The following is a 19,206-nucleotide window of genomic DNA, read 5'->3' as shown; positions in this document are numbered from 1 at the left end:
TTCAGCATGTCCGGGATTCCCCGCATCAAGGTCTACAACTACGGCACCTACTTCTACGAGCACGAGTTCTCGCTGCTCGATACCCTGGAGGCCAATGAGGTGCCGGCACCTTATAACTGCCGTGGCGGCTACTGCGGTTGCTGCAAGGTGCGGCTGATCGATGGCGAGGTGGAGATGGTGCAGGACAGCCTGCTCGACCTGCCTGAGGGGAGATCCTGACCTGCTGCACCAAACCGAAGACCCATATCGAGATCGAGCTGCCGGAGGAGTAAAGCCGGCACCGCTCTCCATAGTCAGCAGCCGTGGCGGCTACTGCGGTTGCTGCAAGGTGCGGCTGATCGATGGCGAGGTGGAGATGGTGCAGGACAGCCTGCTCGACCTGCCTGAGGGGAGATCCTGACCTGCTGCACCAAACCGAAGACCCATATCGAGATCGAGCTGCCGGAAGAGTAAAACCCGGCACCGCTCTCCATAGTCAGCAGCCGTGGCGGCTACTGCGGTTGCTGCAAGGTGCGGCTGATCGATGGCGAGGTGGAGATGGTGCAGGACAGCCTGCTCGACCTGCCGGAAGGCGAGATCCTGACCTGCTGCACCAAACCGAAGACCCATATCGAGATCGAGCTGCCGGAGGAGTAAGGCCGGCACCGCTCTCCATAGTCAGCAGCCGGGGCGGCTACTGCGGCTGCTGCAAGGTGCGGCTGATCGACGGCGAGGTGGAGATGGTACAGGACAGCCTGCTCGACCTGCCGGAGGGGAGATCCTGACCTGCTGCACCAAACCGAAGACCCATATCGAGATCGAGCTGCCGGAGGAGTAAAGCCGGCACCGCTCTCCAAAGTCAGCAGCCGGGGCGGCTACTGCGGCTGCTGCAAGGTGCGGCTGATCGACGGCGAGGTGGAGATGGTGCAGGACAGCCTGCTCGACCTGCCGGAAGGCGAGATCCTGACCTGCTGCTGCAAACCGAAGACCCATATCGAGATCGAGCTGCCGGAGGAGTAAAGCCGGCACCGCTCTCCATAGTCAGCAGCCGCGGCGGCTACTGCGGCTGCTGCAAGGTGCGGCTGATCGATGGCGAGGTGGAGATGGTGCAGGACAGCCTGCTCGACCTGCCTGAGGGGAGATCCTGACCTGCTGCACCAAACCGAAGACCCATATCGAGATCGAGCTGCCGGAAGAGTAAGGCCGGCACCGCTCTCCATAGTCAGCAGCCGTGGCGGCTACTGCGGCTGCTGCAAGGTGCGGCTGATCGACGGCGAGGTGGAGATGGTACAGGACAGCCTGCTCGACCTGCCGGAGGGGAGATCCTGACCTGCTGCACCAAACCGAAGACCCATATCGAGATCGAGCTGCCGGAGGAGTAAAGCCGGCACCGCTCTCCAAAGTCAGCAGCCGGGGCGGCTACTGCGGCTGCTGCAAGGTGCGGCTGATCGACGGCGAGGTGGAGATGGTACAGGACAGCCTGCTCGACCTGCCGGAAGGCGAGATCCTGACCTGCTGCACCAAACCGAAGACCCATATCGAGATCGAGCTGCCGGAAGAGTAAAACCCGGCACCGCTCTCCATAGTCAGCAGCCGGGGCGGCTACTGCGGCTGCTGCAAGGTGCGGCTGATCGACGGCGAGGTGGAGATGGTACAGGACAGCCTGCTCGACCTGCCGGAAGGCGAGATCCTGACCTGCTGCACCAAACCGAAGACCCATATCGAGATCGAAATACCGGAGGAGTAAAGCCGGCACCGCTCTCCATAGCGCGTAGGCTGGAATGAGCCTACGAACTCCTTCGGTGAGTCGCACTCCGGTGAATCGCATTCCGGGTGGCGTTCCACCGACGGCTTCGGGATGCTTCGCGGTACCTTGTGACCGCTGCCTCCGGCGCATGTAGTCGCTTCGATAGGCCCGCCGGTGCCAGATGTCACCGGTGGAATGCGGGCCTTCGGCCCTTATTCCACCCTACGCCTTTGCAGGCCCGGTGCCCGATTCCGGCCCGCATCGAAAATCTTTTACACAATGTCGAAATGGCTGTTGTCAAGCTTGACAGGGGCCTTATTTTCTATCCGTAAATTTTCTACTTTATCTATAACTTGCTGAAACTTAAGAAGTTATATCGTACTGTCCGGTTTTCGTTCGATTTGCTGATTTGCCCGTATTGACTGGCTTTGGCGAGAGTGTCCCGGTTTTATCCAGACTCTTATCCACAGTTTGTGTGAGTAATCCAGTGCATGGCTTCTTCGGCTTTCCACAGCCGGAAAAGTGCTGCAGGTGCCATACTTTGCAGCAGTCAATGCGTCAATCCCGGGGCCCGTGTTCACGCGGGGCCGGTCCGACATGGGAGGCTTCAACATGAACGAGCATCAACCGGCGCTGCTGTCGCTGATCGGCAATACGCCGCTGATCCGGCTGCGTCGGGTTTCGGAGCTGACCGCCTGCAACATTCTCGGCAAGGCCGAATTTCTCAATCCGGGCGGATCGGTCAAGGACCGCACGGCGCTTGGCATCATCCGCGACGCCGAGCGCCGCGGGCTGCTGGAACCCGGCGGCACCATTGTGGAAGGGACCGCCGGAAACACCGGTATCGGGATCTGCCTCGTTGCCCATGCCCTGGGCTATCGCACCATTATCGTGATGCCGGAAACCCAGAGCCGGGAGAAGAAGGATATTCTGCGCCTCTACGGTGCCGACCTGCGCCTGGTGCCGGCGGTGCCCTATGCCGACGACAACCATTACACCAAAGTCGCCCGGCGTATCGCCGAGGAGCTGCAGCAGCGGGGGCAGAGCGCCATCTGGGCCAATCAGTTCGACAATACCGCCAATCGCCGCATCCATTACGAAACCACGGGAGCCGAGATCTGGCAGCAGACCGACGGCCAGATAGACGCCTTCGGTTGCGCGGTCGGGACCGGCGGTACGCTAGCGGGCGTAGCCCAGGCGCTGCGACAGCACGGCCGGAATGTCAAAATCATGCTGACCGATGCGATGGGCGCCTCGCTGTTTCACTATTTCAGGGACGGGGAACTTCGGGCCGAGGGCAGCTCGGTGATGGAAGGTATCGGCCAGAGCCGGATCACGGCCAATCTCGAAGGGCTGGATGTGGATGACGCCTTCCAGGTCAGCGACGCGGAAGCCCTGCCCTATCTCTACGACCTGCTGGAGCACGAGGGTCTTTGCCTGGGTGGATCCAGTGCGATCAATATCGCCGGCGCGGTGCAAATCGCGCGCGTGCTCGGTCCCGGACATACGGTGGTCACGATTCTCTGCGATATCGGTAGCCGTTATCAGAGCAAGCTGTTCAACCCCCAATTTCTGCGCAGTAAGGATCTGCCGGTGCCGGCCTGGCTGGCCGCATCGGACTGAGTTGTCGGCGGTGCTGCCACCGCCTGTGCGGAACGCCGCCGAATGATCATAAAGATGAATAATTAACAAGTCGTAATGTGGTGAAATGGCGACGAATACAGTCTTGACAGAGCCACCTCCTGTTGTTCATCCACACCCCGGGAATGGATCGCGATAAATATCCTCAGGGGACGGCAGAATTTTGATATTACCGTGTTGACTTATATAAGCTATTGAAAAATAAGTAAAAAATACCTCTGTATGTTTTTTGTTCAATCTAAGTAATGGCCTGTAACCATGGGCGTCAGAGCCGCCTGTCCAAAAATTGCAAACAGTTTTATCCACAGATTGTGGGGGTAACCGAATTATCAACATTCCTCAATCAAAGCTTCACAATCTGATTCAATGATCAAGAACGGCAGTGGCCCGATTTGTGTCTGAGTCCCCTCTCTGCGAAGGCTTAAATCCGGTGTCTGACGATGGCGCTGGCAGCACCCATCACGTCTCTCTTTTTTATCCGATAGCTGGCTATGCTTAGATCTAGTGTACTGTTTCACCCTTAAAGGCACTTATAGCGAGTCGCCAAGGGGCTGGCCGCAAGGCGCATTTTTGAAGGCATAGTGGGCCTATGTCGAGAAAATGCAACACTGCGGACGGCCCCTTGGCGGCTCGCCCGTAGGGAGTCCGCCAATTCGCGCCCAGCGGCGTTGCCGTTCTTGGCAAGAGCGCCACTATTCCCGGCGAACGGCGCCTTGCCGGACACGAATTGGTGGACTCTATAAGTATCTATTAGGGTGAAACAGTACACTAGGATCCGCAGGTGACGCAGGGGCGTCAGGTTGCAACGGGAGGTCGATCATGGGGGTACGGATAGCGGTCCCGCGCGAAATATTTCCGGGAGAGCGCAGAGTGGCACTGGATCCGGGCATGGCTGCGCGTTTTGCTCAGCTTGGCGCCGAGGTGCTGTTCCAGCGTGGCGCGGGGGCGGGGGCCCACTTTCCCGATGCTGCCTACCAGGAGTGGGTACGACTGGTCGAGCAGCCGCCTCTTGCCGAGGCTGAGGTGTTACTCAAGGTTCAGCCGCCGACGCCCGAAGAGGCAGGGCAGCTGCGCGAAGGTGCTGTACTCGTCGGCTTTCTCCAGCCGCATCGTCATCTTGAAATGGTGCGTTTGTTGCGCGATCGCAAGGTCACCAGCTTTGCCATGGAACTGGTACCGAGGATTTCCCGGGCCCAGAGTATGGATGCGCTGTCCTCCCAGGCATCGATCTCGGGTTACAAGGCCGCATTGATGGCGGCGGAACTCTCGAGCGTGTTTTTCCCGATGCTGACCACCGCCGCCGGTACCGTGCGGCCGGCGAAGGTCGTGGTGATCGGTGCTGGTGTCGCCGGGTTGCAGGCGATCGCCACCGCGAGACGGCTCGGCGCCCAGGTGGAGGCCTACGATATCCGACCGGCAGCCAAGGAGCAGGTCGAGAGCCTCGGCGCCCGGCTGATCGATACCGGTGTGAAAGCCGAAGGTAGCGGTGGCTATGCCCGGGAGCTGACGGCCGAAGAGCTCGGGATTCAGACCGAGGTGCTGGCCCGACACATTGCCCTGGCCGATGCGGTGATCTCGACGGCGGCGATTCCGGGACGAGCGGCCCCGCGGATCGTCAGCGCCGCCATGGTCGAGGCCATGAAGCCCGGTGCCGTGATCGTCGACCTGGCGGCAGAGTCCGGTGGCAACTGCGAACTGACCCGCCCGGGCGAAACCCTGGTCCACCAGGACGTCATCATCCATGGCCCGCTCAATGTCCCCAGCCTGATTCCGGTGCATGCGACCGAGATGTATGCCCGCAACCTGTTCAATTTCCTGTCGCCGATGATCAGCGACGGCAGGCTGGAACTGAACTGGGAAGACGAAGTGATTGCCCGGAGCGTCCTGACGCATGCCGGTGAAGTCCGCCATGAACCGACACTCAAACTGCTGGAGACCGAGTCATGATCGATGGATTTATTCTGCTCTATGTCTTCATGCTGGCCGGCTTCGTGGGCTACGAAGTTATTTCGCGGGTACCGGTGATCCTGCATACGCCGCTGATGTCCGGCTCGAACTTCGTCCACGGTATCGTGCTGGTCGGCGCCATGGTCGCGCTGGGGCAGGCACAGACCTTCCTCGAGCAGCTGATCGGCTTTGTCGGCGTGCTGCTGGGGGCCGGCAACGCCGTCGGCGGTTACGTCGTAACCGAACGCATGCTCGAGATGTTCAAGTCCAGTCGGGAGGACTGAGCATGCTGCAACTTATCGAGATCAGCTATTTCGCCACGGCGGTGCTGTTCATACTCGGCCTGAAGCGAATGTCGTCGCCCAGGACCGCCCGCAGCGGGGTGGTCTGGGCCGGCGCCGGGATGATACTGGCCACGGTGGTGAGCTTCCTGCACCCGCAGATCGCCGGCAACTATCTGCTGATGGTCGTCGCGATCGTGCTGGGGGCGGGCTGGCCTGGCGCAGCGGACGCCGGGTGGCGATGACCGATATGCCGCAGATGATCGCGATCTACAACGGCATGGGCGGTGGCGCGGCCGGCGCCATCGCCGCGGTCGAGCTGCTGCGCGGCGGTGACCATCCCTTGCTGGTGGTCCTGCTGGCCGTAATTGGCGCGATGATCGGTACCGTCTCGTTCGCCGGTTCCGTGGTAGCCTGGGCCAAACTCGATGGCCGCATCCAGCGTGCGGTGCGCTTCGCGCATCAGCAGCGCATCAATCTGGCGGTCTTCGCGCTGATGCTGATGCTGGGGCTGGTGATCTGTTTCGGTCACCCCGGTGGTTTCACGCTGCTGCTGTTCTTTGCGCTGGCACTGGCGTTCGGCGTCATGATGGCACTGCCGATCGGCGGCGCCGATATGCCGGTGGTGATCTCGCTGTTCAACGCCTTCACCGGGCTGGCGGTCGCTTTCGAGGGGTTCGTGCTGGAGAACTCGGCGATGATCATCGCCGGCACCGTGGTCGGCGCCGCCGGCACCCTGCTGACCCAGCTGATGGCCAGGGCGATGAACCGCTCCATCCGCAACGTGCTCTTCTCCAGCTTCGGACCGGGTGCGGTTGCCGCGGAGCAGACCGTCGAGGGCAGCATCCGTTCGTTCGAACCCTGGATGCGGCGATTCAGATGGCCTACGCCGGCAAGGTGATCATCGTGCCGGGCTATGGCCTGGCGGTGGCCCAGGCCCAGCACAAGGTCTGGGAGCTGGTGGAGTTGCTGGAGGAGCGCGGTGTCGAGGTGAAGTTCGCCATCCATCCGGTGGCCGGACGCATGCCCGGCCATATGAATGTGCTGCTGGCCGAGGCCGGTGTGCCCTACGACAAGATCTTCGACCTGGACGAGATCAACAGCGAATTCGAGACCGCCGACGTGGCGCTGGTGGTCGGCGCCAACGATGTCGTTAATCCGATGGCCCGTACCAGTCCGGACAGTCCCATCTACGGCATGCCGATCCTCAACGTCGACCAGGCACGCAATGTGGTGGTCATCAAGCGGGGGCAGGGCACCGGCTTCTCCGGCATCGAGAACGCGCTCTTCTACCTCGACCACTGCCGGCTGGTCTACGGCGATGCCCAGAAGGTGATCGGTCACCTGATCGCGGCGGTGAAGACGTTATGAAGAGCTACAAGTGTGTAGGAGCGCGGCCTCCGTGCGAATGTGTTTGGCACCGAGGTCATTCGCCGCACAGAGTGGGCTCCCACAACACGCCTCACGCCTCACGCCTTGGCCCTTCATTCGACCGTCACCTTTCCTTCACCGAACCGACTTCCTGAACGCCTATTCTGTTTGCGCTGCCCGCCGGGTGGCGCTGAAACCATCTTGCCTTAAGGAGCGGCTTTCGCGCCGCTGTCGTCCTGAGTGCGAACGTTGTTGCCGCTCTCGCGCAACTCACGAACCTAATCAAGGCTTTACGAGAGGCAAACTCCATGTCGAAGATGTCCCGTCGTCAGTTCGTCAGTCTGGTGTCCGCTGCCGCGGCCGGCACCGCCCTGAGCCCGCTCGGGCTGCTGCACAGCCGCCGAGCCCTGGCTGCGCCCGGCTGCAGCCCGGCCAGCTTCCTGGTCCCCGGTTTCGGTGCCCTGGTCGAAAAGATCCCGGTCAATAGTCTGGAGCTCGGCGATCTGATCAACATGCCGCTGCTGCGCCTGCCGCAGGGGTTCAGCTACAGCGCCATTTCGATCAAGGGATCGCAGATGAACGATGGCACCCTGGTGCCCGAAAAACACGACGGCATGGGCTGTTTCCAGGGCCGTGCCGGCAGCTATGTGCTGGTGCGCAACCATGAGTGCAGCATCGGCAGCTCCCTGAAATGCGTGGCGCCGAACGGCCAGAACTACGACGACTTCGGCGGCCTGGGCGGCGGCGGTACCAGCACTCTGATCGTGGATCGCCAGGGGCGGGTCGTGCAGGACTATGTCTCCCTCGGCGGCACCATCCGCAACTGTGCCGGCGGCGAGACGCCCTGGGGCTCCTGGATCAGCTGCGAGGAAAACATGACCACCCCGGATACGGACGGCCGCGCGACCCGCAAGCACGGTTACAACTTCGAGGTGCCGTCGATGCTGGGCGAAGCCGTCGAGCCGGTGCCGCTGGTGGCGATGGGACGGATGAACCATGAGGCGATCGCCGTCGATCCGCAGACCGGCTTCGTCTACGAGACCGAAGACCGCGGCGACAGCGCCTTCTACCGCTTCGTGCCGCACAAGCGGCCGAACGGCTTCGGCGACCTGCAGCAGGGCGGCGACCTCTACGCGATGGTGATCGAGCCGGACCAGGCGTCGGACTGCAACGGTGATCTGCTGCCGCTCAACAATCTTTCAAACGGATCCCAGGTCGATACCCGCGGCTATGGCGGCGGCGCCGCCGGCAGCATGCTGCCGTTCCTCGGCCAGGAACTGAAGGTTCGCTGGGTCAGGCTGGACGACGTGGATCCGGCCGGCGATACGCTGCGTCACGAAGCCCAGTTCAAGGGCGCAGCACTGTTCTACCGCGGTGAAGGCGCCTGGACTCACCAGAACAGCATCTACTTCGTCGCCAGCAATGCCGGCGACGAAGGGGAGGGCAGGTCTGGTGCTACAACCCGCGCAACGAGACGATCAGGCTGGTGGTCGAGTCCACCGACGAAAACCTGCTCGACGGCCCCGACAACATTACCGTCGCGCGCGACGGCACCCTCTATCTGTGCGAGGACGGCAGCGGCGGTCAGCCGGGCGAGGCACGCTACGGCCAGTATATCGTCGGCGTCGATGCCAGCGGCGGCCTGTTCCAGTTCGCCCACAACAACCTGGATACCAGCGAGTTCTGCGGCGCCTGCTTCTCGCCCGACGGCAAGTTCATGTTCGTCAACGGCCAGGGCGCGGGCATCACCTATGCCATCTGGCGCGACGACGGCCGCTCGATCTATTTGTGAGTGGTAGGGCACCTTGAGCGGAGCGAAACCTGCCGGGGGCATGGCGCAGTTCGCTGGCATTTGCTCCTGCAATGCCGGTCGGCCTCCCGCCGTCCATGGCGGTTGCCTCGCTCAATGCGTCCTGCGCGCAGCGAAGCGCACCGATAGAGATGGTGCGCTTCGCTTCACTTCACTGTAAAGCGCTCCTGCGTTTACAACATTTCAGCGGGGCGGCCTTCCACCGTCCGTGGCGGTCACCGGCACCCTACGCCTCGCGCCTCGCGCCAATGTTGGGTTTCGTCCTTCGGACTCCACCCAACCTACGATGGGATCCCTAAATCTCCGTCTTGTGCTTGTACTCGCACAGATCCTCGATCAGGCAGGCGCCGCAGCGGGGGCGGCGTGCGACACAGACGTAGCGGCCGTGCAGAATCAGCCAGTGGTGGGCATCCTGCAGAAACTCCTTCGGCACGAAACGCATCAGCTTCTTCTCGACCTCGAGCACCGTCTTGCCCGGGGCGATGCCGGTGCGGTTGGAGACGCGGAAGATGTGGGTGTCGACCGCCATGGTGGGTTGGCCGAAAGCGGTATTGAGTACCACGTTGGCGGTCTTTCGACCGACGCCGGGCAGGGCCTCGAGGGCTTCGCGGGTCTCGGGCACCTCGGAGCTGTGACGCTCGATGAGCATGCGGCAGGCCTTGATGACGTTCTCGGCCTTGCTGTTGAAAAGGCCGATGGTCTTGATGTATTCCTTCAGGCCGTCGACGCCCAGGGCCAGGATCGCCTCCGGGGTATTGGCGACGGGAAACAGCCTGCGTGTGGCCTTGTTGACCCCGACGTCGGTGGCCTGGGCCGAGAGGATCACGGCGATCAACAGCTCGAACGGCGTCCGGTACTCGAGTTCGGTGGTCGGCTCGGGATTGTCGTCGCGCAGGCGGCTGAATATCTGGTGGCGTTTGGTTGCGTTCATGGTTTAAAGACAGCTGCAAGTTTTAAGCGACAAGCGACAAGCGTGGCAGCGGCCTGCTTGCCGCTTGTCGCTTCTAGCTGATGTGTCCGGTAACGCGGACCCGCTTGGAACCGCCTTCGGCCTTTGGCTTGAGCGCGCGTCGGCGTTCTTCGAGACGCGTGTCGATGATGTTCTTCAATGCGATCAGCAGGCCCATGCCGACGAAGGCGCCGGGGGCAGGATTGCGAACAGGAAGCCGGAATAGTCGCCCACAAGGGTAATCTTCCAGCTTTCCGCCATCGGCCCGAACAGCAGCTGCATGTCGGAGAAGAGGGTGCCCAGACCCAGCACCTCGCGCATGGCGCCGAGTATCATCAGTACCGCGGTAAAGCCGATGCCCATCATCAGGCCGTCGAGTACCGAGGCGCCGACCGGATTCTTGCAGGCGAAGGCGTCGGCGCGACCCATGATGGCGCAGTTGGTGACGATCAGCGGGATGAAGATGCCGAGAATCTGGTACAACTCGTAGGTAAAGGCCTGCATCAGCAGCTCGATCGAGGTGACGAAGGCGGCGATGATCATGACGAAGATCGGCAGCCGCACCGCATCGGGCACGAAATGGCGGAACAGCGAGACCGTGAGGTTCGAGCCGGTCAGCACCAGGGTGCTGGCCAGTCCCAGGCCGATGGCGTTGACCACGGTGCCGGTGACCGCCAGCAACGGGCAGAGTCCCAGCAGCTGAACCAGCGCCGGATTGTTGTGCCAGAGGCCGTCGAGGGTGATCTTTCTGTAATCAGCCATTGCTGACCTCCTGTTGCGTCTGTTCCGGCAGGCCGAGCAGTTCGGCGCGGTGCTCGCGGAAATAGTCGACCGCGCGGCCGACGGCCGTGACGACAGCCCGCGGCGTGATGGTGGCACCGGTAAACTGATCGAAGCGGCCGCCATCCTTGCGCACGGCCCAGCTCGGATCCTCGCCCTCGGCCTTGGACTGGTTCTCGAAGCCCAGCACCCATTTCGATTTCTTCAGGTCGACCTTGTCGCCAAGGCCCGGGGTTTCCTTGTGGGCCAGCACCCGGACGCCGGCTACGCTGGCGTCCCGGTTGATGCCGACGATCATGCTGATCTCGCCGGTATAGCCGTCCGGCGCGGTCACCGGCAGGATCACCATCACCGGTTCGCCGTCGCGGAAGGCCCGGTAGGCGGTCTCGGGGCGCTCATGGCCGAGCAGATCGGGTGCGACGAACTCCACCGGATGCTCCAGCAGGTCGCTGTCGAGGCTGTCCCGTGGCACGATCTCGTACAGTGCCCGGGCCTGCTGTTCGAGTTCGTTCTGGCGGATGCGATCGGCGGTGCCAACCTGGGTGATGGCGATCAGCCCGGCGGTGACGACGGCGAAGATCGCAATGCCGGTCGTGCTGCGGCTGATGGCGCTGAGCATCTGCATCAGGCGTTCTCCTTCAGGCCGCGCTTGGCCCTGGCATGGCCATAGGTGCGCGGCTGGGTGTACTGATCGATAAAGGGCGCGGCCAGGTTCATCAGCAGCACTGCGAAGGCGACGGCGTCGGGGTAGCTGCCCAGGTGCGGATGATGAACACCAGCAGGCCTATACCGGCGCCGTAGATGAGCTTGCCGCGATTGCTGGTGGCGGCCGTGACCGGATCGGTGGCGATGAAAAAGGCCCCGAGCATGGTCGCGCCCATGGTCAGGTGGAAAAACGGATCGGCGTAGCTGTCCGGTACGAACAGATAGAACAGCGTCGAGACCGCCGCCAGGGTTCCCAGCATGGATATCGGCGTGTGCCAGGTAAAGACCTTGCGGTAGAGCAGAAAGACACCGCCCATGAAGTAGGCGGCGGCAACCGCATGCCAGGCCCCGACGCCGTTGGCGAGCACCTCGGACTGACGGAACGCCTCCTCGGTGGTGAGGCCGCCGCGGTGGCGCAGCTCGTCGAGCGGCGTGGCCGAGGTGAAGGCATCGACGGCACTGTGATCGAGGGCGCCGAAGATCAGCTTGAAGGTGTCGACCAGACCGAGCACCTGCCAGCCTTCATCCCCCTGCAGTACGAAGGGCGCCGTCCAGCGCGTCATCTCGACCGGGAAGGACACCAGCAGCAGCGCATAGGCCACCATCGCCGGATTGAACGGGTTGTTGCCGAGGCCTCCATAGAGGTGCTTGGCGATGACGATGGCGACGAAGATACCGACCATCATCAGCCACCAGGGAGAGAACGGCGGCAGTGCCAGGCCCAGCAGAATCGCCGTGACCAGGGCACTGGAGTCGCGCAGGTAGAAACCGATCGGACGCCGGCGCAACTTCATCACCGCGGCTTCGAAACCGACCGCCAGCAGCATGGCCCAGCCAACCTGGAGCAGGGTGCCCCAGCCGAAGAAGAAGGTCATCGCCGCGAGGCCGGGCAGTGTTGCGATCAGCAGCAGCCGCATGATGCTGGCGGTGCTGCCGGCATTATGCAGGTGAGGTGAACTGGAACGGATCAGTGCCATTGTTTCAAGTCCTATTCAAAACGACTGAGCGTCTGGTTCAGTTCGTCGGCGCGGGCACTGGCGGCTTTCAGGGCCTGCTCGAGCGCGCCCCGCTCGTCGTCGCCCGCCTTGTCGAGGGCGCGCTCGGCCTTGGTGACGGCGGCACGGGCCAGCGCGGCGTCTATCTGCAGCTGCTTGAGGTCGACACCGGCGGCCGCCGCATCCTCGATTCGGGCGCGCTCGGCCGCATCGAGCTCTGCCCTGGCGGCATCGTGACGCTCCTGCAGTTCCCGGACCTCCGCCTCGTCGCCTTCACCCTCTTCGAGAGCCTTTTCGGCCTTTTTCAGCTTGGTGCGCATGATCGACACCTGCTGTTTCAGCGCCTTCAGGTCGGGTTTTGCGGCCTCGGGGCTGTCCTGGCCACCGGCATCGCGCCAGGCCTGACGCGCCTCCTCGAACTTGCCCTGCAGCTTCGCGACACCGGCCTTCATCTTCTCGGCCGCCGGACTGCCGTTGGCGATGGCGTCATCGAGCGCCTTCTTCGCCTTCTCGACCTTGGCCTGCGCCGTATCCATATCGGCTTTCAGATCGTCGAGGCGCGCGCTGTCGACAGCCGGGGTCGCGGCCGAGGCCTGTTCCCAGGCGGCTTTCGCCTCGTCGTATTTGCCCTGCAGCTTCTCGACACCGGCTTTCATCTTCTCGGCCGCCGGGCTGCCGCTGGCAATGGCGTCGTCGAGCGCCTTCCGAGCCTTCTCGACCTTGGCTTTCGCGGCCTCCATGTCGGCATTCAGCTCGGCCAGCTTCGCTGCATCCGCGCCGCCACCTTCGCCCTTGTCGGCGGCCTCGTAGGCCCGCTGGGCGGTTTCGGCTTTCGCCGTCAGTTCCTGCACCGTGGCGCGCAGCGCCTCGACCCCGTCGAGGCCCTTGTCCTCGGCGCTCTTGAGCGCCTTCTCGGCCTGCTTGAGCTTGGTGCGCGCGACGGCCGCCGCGGTCTTCAGCTGCTTCAGATCCGGGGCGCCGGCCGGCGTCGCCTCGCCACGTTCGGCCGCGTCCAGCGCCTGCTGCGCCGCGTCGGCCTTCTGCTGCGCCTGTTTCAGTGCCGCTTCCAGCCCGGCCAGATCGCCGGCCTCGGCGGCGCGGGCATCGTCGACCGCCTTCTGGGCCTTCTTCAGCTTGGTGCGGGCAACGGCGGCAGCGGTTTTCAGCGTCTTGATATCGGTTTCGCCAGCGGGGCGGCGGCGCCCGTCTTGACGGCGTCCTGGTCCTTGCGCTTGGCCTGGCTGCGGGCGGCCTCTTCGGCACGGGCCTTGCGGCGCGCTTCCTTCTCGGCTTTCTCCGCCTCGAGACGGGCCGGCGTGCCTCAAAGCGCTGACGCGCGTGCTCGGCCTTGCGCTGCTCGGCCTCCTCGGTGCGGATCTCGGCCTTGGCATTGCGGTAATACTGCACCAGCGGGATATAGCTGGAGCAGACATAGGAACAGGCGCCGCACTCGATGCAGTCGAACAGGTTGTGGTGCTTCGCCTTGTCCAGCTCGCGCCCCTTGGCGAACCAGTACAGCTGCTGTGGCAGCAGCTCGGCCGGGCAGACCTGCTCGCACAGGCCGCAGCGGATGCATTCCTGGGCCGGAGGTGCCGGCGGCATTTCGTCCAGGCTCGAGGCGATCAGGCAGTTGGTGGTCTTGATCACCGGGATCTCGTCGTTGTCGACCGAAAAGCCCATCATCGGGCCGCCGACCACGAGGCGGTAGAGGGCATTGCGGTTGACGCGGCTGGCTTCGAGCAGCAGCCGGTAGGGCGTCCCGATCAGGGTTTCGAAATTCTGCGGCTGACCCAGGGCCTCGCCGGTCAGGGTGACGATGCGGGAGATCAGCGGTTCGCCCCGGTGCACCGCCCGGGCGATCGCATAGGCGGTACCGACGTTCTGGCAGACGATGCCGACATCGGCCGGAATGCGCCCGGCCGGGACTTCGACATCGGTCAGCAGCTTGATCAGCTGCTTCTCGCCGCCGGACGGGTATTTGGTCGGCACCACCCGGATGTCGATATTCAGCTTGCAGCCCTTGAGTGCCTTTTCCAGCGCCCGGGTCGCCTGGGGCTTGTTGTCCTCGATGCCGATCAGTACATGGCTGGGCTCCAGCAGGTGCGCGATGATCTCGATGCCGGCGAGGATCTCGTCGGCGCGCTCGCGCATCAGCATGTCGTCGGCGGTGATATAGGGCTCGCACTCGGCGGCATTGATGACGAGGGTGTTGACGATATGGTGTTCGCCCAGGTGCAGCTTGACGTCGGTCGGAAAGCCCGCGCCACCCATGCCGGAGATGCCGCTCAGACGGATATGCTCGATCAGCTCGGCCTTGGGCAGGCGGCGATAATCGGCCAGTCCCTGGCGCTCGATCCAGCGGTCCTCACCGTCGGCCTCGAGCATGATGCAGGTGCCCTCCATGCCCGAGGCGTGCGGCACCGGGTAGGGACCGATCGAGGTGATGACGCCCGAGGTGGGCGCATGCAGCGCGGCACTGACGCGGCCGGCCGGTTCGGCGATGCGCTGTCCCTTGAGGACCCGGTCGCCCGCTTTCACCAGCGGCTCGGCCGGCGCGCCGATATGTTGCGCCAGCGGCAGAATGAGGTGCTGCGGCAGCGGCGCGGCGGATCGGCAGGCGCGTGGACTGGCGCTTGTTCTCGGGCGGATGGACACCGCCGTGAAAGGCAAAGATATGGCCCATCAGGCAGCGTCTCCGTGTTGTAGCCGGCCGCGACCGAGATCGGTGGCGATCAGCTCGATGCCGGGCGTCGGTGCCGGCCATTTCCAGGTGTTCAGGGTGGTCTCGATCGGGATCATGTCGATACAGTCAACCGGGCAGGGTTCTACGCAGAGGTCGCAGCCGGTGCACTCGGATACGATGACGGTATGCATCTGCTTGGCGGCGCCGAGGATCGCATCGACCGGGCACGCCTGGATGCACTTGGTGCAGCCGATGCACTCGTCTTCGCGGATATAGGCGACCGAGCGCGGTTTTCCTCGCCGTGTTCGTCATCGAGCGGCACTGCCTCGACGTCGAGCAGGTCGGCCAGTGCCTCGATGGTGGACTGACCGCCCGGCGGGCACTTGTTGATCGCATCGCCGCCGGCGATCGCCTCGGCATAGGGCCGGCAGCCCGGATAGCCGCACTGGCCGCACTGGGTCTGGGGCAGCAGGGCGTCGATCTGGTCGACGATGGGATTGCCCTCGACCTTGAAGCGCACCGAGGCGAAACCGAGGAGGATACCGAAAACGGTGGCAAGCCCAAGCAGGACCAGAATGGCGATAACTACAGCACTCATGCTTGTCTCTCCGCTCAGAACGAAACCAGGCCGGTGAAGCCCATGAAGGCCAGCGACATCAGCCCGGCGGTGACCATGCCGATGGCGGCGCCGCGAAAGGGTACCGGCACGTCGGCGACGGCGACACGCTCGCGAATGGCGGAAAACAGGATCAGCGCCAGCGAGAAGCCGACAGCGGCGCCGAAACCATAGACGATCGACTCCATGAAGCCGTTCATCTTCTTGATGTTCAGCAGCGCGACGCCGAGCACCGCGCAGTTGGTGGTGATCAGCGGCAGGAAGATGCCCAGTACCCGGTACAGCAGCGGGCTGGTCTTGCGCACCACCATTTCGGTGAACTGCACCACCACGGCGATCACCAGGATGAAGGAGATGGTCTTGAGGAAGGCCATGTCCAGCGGCGCCAGCAGATAGCTGTAGACCAGGTAGCTGCAGACGGACGAGAGGGTCAGCACGAAGGTGGTCGCCAGCGACATGCCCATCGCGGTTTCCAGCTTGTTGGACACGCCCATGAACGGACAGAGTCCAAGAAACTGCACCAGTACGAAGTTGTTCACCAGCACGGTGCTGATCAGAATAAGCAGAAATTCCGTCATCGCGATGCCTAATAAGCCGGTATAAACATACCGTTCCTTGGTCCGTCCAGGTCGTGAAGGCTGGTCGATTTTCGATCAGCCGATAAAAGCAGCGGGCCAAATTTTACCGGATTGCGGCGCCTGCGGTAAGGTCCGCAACCATTTTAACGGGCCACAACCCTACGCTCTTGGCCCAAAACCAAGGCCCGGGGCAGCGAACTGCACCCGGGCCTGGGAGTTGCGCGGCGTGGGCGGTGATTATGCCAGCGCGTGGGCCTTGAGCAGTGCCAGCAGGGCCTTGACCTGTTCGGCCGGGCTCTGCGCCTCGCTGTTGATGCGCAGGTCACCGCTCTGGCCGTTGAGGTCGACGCTCAGCGCGCCGGGCAGCTCCGTGACACCTTCGACCAGCACCACCAGGCCGTTGTTGGCCAGCAGCTGGGCCGTTTCGGCCAGGTTCGGCTGCAGCGACGCCGGCAGTGTCCGGCTGTTCAGTACCGCCACCGCGCGGCCGGCGTCGAACAGACGCTTCTCGGCGGTAAAGAGCAGCTGGGCGCGGGCTTCCTCGCTGCCGCCACTGACGGCGACGACGCCGGCGCGCTGACCGTAGCGGCGCTCCTTGTCGGCGCGGCTCACCAGCGGCTCGGCGCTGACGACATCGATATCCTCGAGCAGCGTCTGCTGGCCGTCGGCGACGATCATGCCGGCGGCCACGGTGGCATTGCTCAGCCGGTCGACGATGATGAAGGAGCCGGTGCCTGCATGCTGGCGATAGTCATCGGCGATGATCGGGCGCTCGACGCTCAGTTCGCAGCGGGCGATCTCGTTGAGGCCCAGACTGGTCGCAGGCGACTGCTCCAGGGTGTTGACGTCGATGCGGTGGCGGATATGGCTGATGCCGCCGGCGACGGTCTGGGTCGCGAGCTTGATGTCGTAGGTCCGGCCCGGCACCAGTTCCGCCTCGGCCATCCAGACCACCATCGCATCGAAGCGGCTGGTGACATCGGGTACCTTGTCGCTCGGCACGAGAATATCGCCGCGGGAAATATCGATCTCGTCTTCCAGCGTCAGGGTGACCGACATCGGCGGGAAGGCCTCGTCCAGGTCGCCGTCGAAGGTGACGATCGACTTGACCCTGCTCGACTTGCCCGACGGCAGCACGGTAACGGCGTCGCCGGGCTTGACGGTGCCGGCGGTCAGGGTGCCGCAGTAACCGCGGAAGTCCAGGTGCGGACGGTTGACGTACTGGACCGGGAAACGCAGCTCGTCGAAGTTGGCGTCGTTGGCGATCTCGATCGACTCGAGCAGGCTCATCAGCGGCTCGCCCTGGTACCAGGGGGACTTCTCCGACAGGGTCACGACGTTGTCGCCCTTGAGCGCCGACAGCGGCACGAATTCAATGTCCGGCAGATTCAGCGACTTGGTGAAGTCGAGATAGTCGGCCTTGATCTGCTCGAAGCGCTCTTCGCTGAAATCGACCAGGTCCATCTTGTTGACCGCGACGATGACATGCTTGATGCCCAGCAGGGATACGATGAAGCTGTGGCGCTTGGTCTGCACCTGGACGCCGTGACGGGCGTCGATCAGGATGATCGCCAGGTCGCAGGTGGAGGCGCCGGTCGCCATGTTGCGGGTGTACTGCTCGTGCCCCGGGGTATCGGCGATGATGAACTTGCGCCTGGCGGTGGAAAAGTAGCGGTAGGCCACGTCGATGGTGATGCCCTGCTCGCGCTCCGCCTGCAGGCCGTCGACCAGCAGCGCCAGGTCGATCTCGTCGCCGGTGGTGCCGACCTTCTTGCTGTCGGACTGAATCGCCGCCAACTGATCCTCGTAGATCATCTTGGAATCGTGCAGCAGCCGGCCGATCAGTGTCGACTTGCCGTCGTCGACGCTGCCGCAGGTCAGAAACCGCAGCAGTTCCTTGTTCTCGTGCTGTGCCAGATAGGCTTCGATATCGGTGGCGATCAGGTCGCTTTGATGACTCATTTCTTAAAGCTCCAGGCTTTTAGCGGCAAGCCCCAAGCGGCAGGTGCCGGCGTTCAGGGCTCGCGGATCTTGTTCAGCGTGGGCTGTATCGGGTGTTAAATACCGGAACAGCGCCAGGTTCTTTGCTGCATGTCGTTGTAGGAGCCGCGCCCTCGCGGCGAAGGGTTGTGGCGCGGTGCCGGATCAACCCCCGTTCGCACCGGGGCGGCGCTCCTACTTCGTCAGAAATATCCTTCCATCTTCTTCTGCTCCATCGATCCCGCGCTGTCGTGGTCGATGGCGCGGCCCTGGCGTTCCGAGGTGGTGGTGAGCAGCATTTCCTGGATGATCTCCGGCAGGGTATCGGCCTCGGACTCGACGGCGCCGGTCAGCGGGTAGCAGCCCAGGGTGCGGAAGCGGACTTTCTTCATCACCGGCTCTTCGCCCGGGCTCAGCGGCAGGCGGTCGTCGTCGACCATGATCTGCATGCCGTCGCGCTCGACCACAGGGCGCAGGGCGGAGTAGTACAGCGGCACGATCTCGATCTGCTCGAGGTAGATGTACTGCCAGATATCCAGTTCGGTCCAGTTCGACAGCGGGAAGACGCGGATGCTCTCGCCCTTGTCGATACGGGTGTTGAAGATGTTCCAGAGCTCCGGGCGCTGGTTTTTCGGATCCCAGCGGTGGTGCTTGTCGCGGAACGAGAACACGCGCTCCTTGGCGCGGGACTTCTCTTCATCGCGACGGGCGCCGCCGAAGGCTGCATCGAACTTGTACTTGTCCAGTGCCTGTTTCAGGCCCTGGGTCTTCATGATATCGGTGTGCTTCTTGGAGCCGTGGACGAAGGGGCTGATGCCCATCTCGACGCCTTCGGGGTTGATATGGACGATCAGGTCCATGCCGGCTTTCTCGGCCATGCGGTCGCGGAACTCGATCATTTCCCGGAACTTCCAGGTGGTGTCGATGTGCATCAGCGGAAACGGCGGCTTGCCCGGATAGAAGGCCTTGCGGGCCAGGTGCAGCATCACGGACGAGTCCTTGCCGATGGAGTAGAGCATGACCGGGTTGTCGAAGCTCGCGGCGACTTCCCGGATGATGTGGATGCTCTCGGCTTCCAGCTGTCTTAGATGCGTCAGACGGTGTTCCGGCAACTGATTCATGAATCGAGCCCTTCCTTTATAGG

Annotated in this window: 17 protein-coding genes and 5 pseudogenes; 12 read left to right on the top strand and 10 right to left on the bottom strand. The window is 63.3% G+C overall.

From position 1 onward, the window contains the following. Window positions 1-6 precede the first annotated feature (6 nt). The 12 genes and pseudogenes from ACFQDL_RS04075 (at window position 7) to ACFQDL_RS04020 (ending at window position 8,765) form a co-directional block, all read left to right on the top strand. On the top strand, window positions 7-219 hold the full coding sequence (locus ACFQDL_RS04075; RefSeq protein ID WP_379907922.1) for a 2Fe-2S iron-sulfur cluster-binding protein: 213 nt from the start codon (window positions 7-9) through the stop codon (window positions 217-219). Window positions 220-471: 252 nt separating this feature from the next. Beyond that, window positions 472-636 carry a 2Fe-2S iron-sulfur cluster-binding protein gene (locus ACFQDL_RS04070; protein WP_379912869.1) on the top strand — a complete coding sequence of 55 codons (165 nt, stop codon included), beginning with the start codon at window positions 472-474 and terminating at the stop codon, window positions 634-636. Window positions 637-765: 129 nt separating this feature from the next. Then, window positions 766-999: a 2Fe-2S iron-sulfur cluster-binding protein gene (locus ACFQDL_RS04065; RefSeq protein ID WP_379912867.1), complete on the top strand. Its 234-nt coding sequence runs from the start codon at window positions 766-768 to the stop codon at window positions 997-999. A gap of 69 nt (window positions 1,000-1,068) precedes the next feature. Further along, window positions 1,069-1,308: a hypothetical protein gene (locus tag ACFQDL_RS04060; protein WP_379907921.1), complete on the top strand. Its 240-nt coding sequence runs from the start codon at window positions 1,069-1,071 to the stop codon at window positions 1,306-1,308. A 1-nt stretch (window position 1,309) separates the two neighbouring features. Next, a complete protein-coding gene (locus ACFQDL_RS04055) occupies window positions 1,310-1,543 on the top strand; it encodes a 2Fe-2S iron-sulfur cluster-binding protein (protein WP_379912865.1) in 234 nt (77 codons plus the stop codon). Between the two features lie 18 nt (window positions 1,544-1,561). Then, a complete protein-coding gene (locus tag ACFQDL_RS04050) occupies window positions 1,562-1,726 on the top strand; it encodes a 2Fe-2S iron-sulfur cluster-binding protein (RefSeq protein ID WP_379912863.1) in 165 nt (54 codons plus the stop codon). A gap of 612 nt (window positions 1,727-2,338) precedes the next feature. Next, window positions 2,339-3,349 carry a cysteine synthase A gene (locus tag ACFQDL_RS04045; protein ID WP_379907920.1) on the top strand — a complete coding sequence of 337 codons (1,011 nt, stop codon included), beginning with the start codon at window positions 2,339-2,341 and terminating at the stop codon, window positions 3,347-3,349. A gap of 837 nt (window positions 3,350-4,186) precedes the next feature. Beyond that, window positions 4,187-5,314 carry an NAD(P) transhydrogenase subunit alpha gene (locus tag ACFQDL_RS04040; protein WP_379907919.1) on the top strand — a complete coding sequence of 376 codons (1,128 nt, stop codon included), beginning with the start codon at window positions 4,187-4,189 and terminating at the stop codon, window positions 5,312-5,314. Then, window positions 5,311-5,598 (top strand): NAD(P) transhydrogenase subunit alpha part 2, encoded by a 288-nt coding sequence (locus ACFQDL_RS04035; RefSeq protein WP_379907918.1) that lies wholly within the window; start codon window positions 5,311-5,313, stop codon window positions 5,596-5,598. The genes ACFQDL_RS04040 and ACFQDL_RS04035 overlap by 4 nt, the downstream gene beginning before the upstream one ends. Before the next feature lie 2 nt (window positions 5,599-5,600). Next, a pseudogene (locus ACFQDL_RS04030) lies at window positions 5,601-6,496 on the top strand (NAD(P)(+) transhydrogenase (Re/Si-specific) subunit beta). After that, the gene (locus ACFQDL_RS04025) at window positions 6,475-6,966 is read left to right on the top strand and encodes an NAD(P)(+) transhydrogenase (Re/Si-specific) subunit beta (RefSeq protein WP_379907917.1); all 492 of its coding nucleotides are present in this window, start codon (window positions 6,475-6,477) and stop codon (window positions 6,964-6,966) included. The pseudogene ACFQDL_RS04030 and the gene ACFQDL_RS04025 overlap by 22 nt, the downstream one beginning before the upstream one ends. A gap of 308 nt (window positions 6,967-7,274) precedes the next feature. Further along, window positions 7,275-8,765 (top strand): alkaline phosphatase PhoX, encoded by a 1,491-nt coding sequence (locus tag ACFQDL_RS04020; RefSeq protein ID WP_465263945.1) that lies wholly within the window; start codon window positions 7,275-7,277, stop codon window positions 8,763-8,765. A 306-nt stretch (window positions 8,766-9,071) separates the two neighbouring features. On the opposite strand, the gene nth is transcribed toward ACFQDL_RS04020, so the two are convergent. The 10 genes and pseudogenes from nth to cysD form a co-directional block, all read right to left on the bottom strand. Continuing rightward, window positions 9,072-9,707: an endonuclease III gene (gene nth, locus ACFQDL_RS04010; protein WP_379907916.1), complete on the bottom strand. Its 636-nt coding sequence runs from the start codon at window positions 9,705-9,707 to the stop codon at window positions 9,072-9,074. A gap of 73 nt (window positions 9,708-9,780) precedes the next feature. Further along, a pseudogene (locus ACFQDL_RS04005) lies at window positions 9,781-10,487 on the bottom strand (electron transport complex subunit E). Then, the gene (gene rsxG / locus ACFQDL_RS04000; protein WP_379907915.1) at window positions 10,480-11,130 is read right to left on the bottom strand and encodes an electron transport complex subunit RsxG; all 651 of its coding nucleotides are present in this window, start codon (window positions 11,128-11,130) and stop codon (window positions 10,480-10,482) included. The pseudogene ACFQDL_RS04005 and the gene rsxG overlap by 8 nt, the downstream one beginning before the upstream one ends. Continuing rightward, a pseudogene (gene rsxD, locus ACFQDL_RS03995) lies at window positions 11,130-12,187 on the bottom strand (electron transport complex subunit RsxD). Before rsxD ends, rsxG begins: the two are co-directional and overlap by 1 nt. 11 nt (window positions 12,188-12,198) lie before the next feature. Beyond that, complete coding sequence (locus ACFQDL_RS03990) at window positions 12,199-13,530, bottom strand: hypothetical protein (protein WP_379913474.1); 1,332 nt, start codon at window positions 13,528-13,530, stop codon at window positions 12,199-12,201. Between the two features lie 7 nt (window positions 13,531-13,537). Then, window positions 13,538-14,860: pseudogene (gene rsxC, locus ACFQDL_RS03985) on the bottom strand (electron transport complex subunit RsxC); the annotation flags it as partial. Between the two features lie 27 nt (window positions 14,861-14,887). Continuing rightward, a pseudogene (gene rsxB / locus ACFQDL_RS03980) lies at window positions 14,888-15,486 on the bottom strand (electron transport complex subunit RsxB). A 14-nt stretch (window positions 15,487-15,500) separates the two neighbouring features. Further along, window positions 15,501-16,082 carry an electron transport complex subunit RsxA gene (gene rsxA, locus ACFQDL_RS03975; RefSeq protein WP_379907914.1) on the bottom strand — a complete coding sequence of 194 codons (582 nt, stop codon included), beginning with the start codon at window positions 16,080-16,082 and terminating at the stop codon, window positions 15,501-15,503. 237 nt (window positions 16,083-16,319) lie between these two features. Then, window positions 16,320-18,044: a sulfate adenylyltransferase subunit CysN gene (gene cysN / locus ACFQDL_RS03970; protein ID WP_379907913.1), complete on the bottom strand. Its 1,725-nt coding sequence runs from the start codon at window positions 18,042-18,044 to the stop codon at window positions 16,320-16,322. Window positions 18,045-18,265: 221 nt separating this feature from the next. Then, on the bottom strand, window positions 18,266-19,183 hold the full coding sequence (gene cysD, locus ACFQDL_RS03965; RefSeq protein ID WP_379907912.1) for a sulfate adenylyltransferase subunit CysD: 918 nt from the start codon (window positions 19,181-19,183) through the stop codon (window positions 18,266-18,268). Window positions 19,184-19,206: the final 23 nt, after the last annotated feature.

It is taken from the genome of Marinobacterium aestuariivivens (genome assembly GCF_042661465.1).
Lineage (GTDB): Bacteria > Pseudomonadota > Gammaproteobacteria > Pseudomonadales > Balneatricaceae > Marinobacterium_A > Marinobacterium_A aestuariivivens.
The sequence above is the reverse complement of the archived record's forward strand: the minus strand, read 5'-3'. Positions and strand labels throughout refer to the sequence as shown.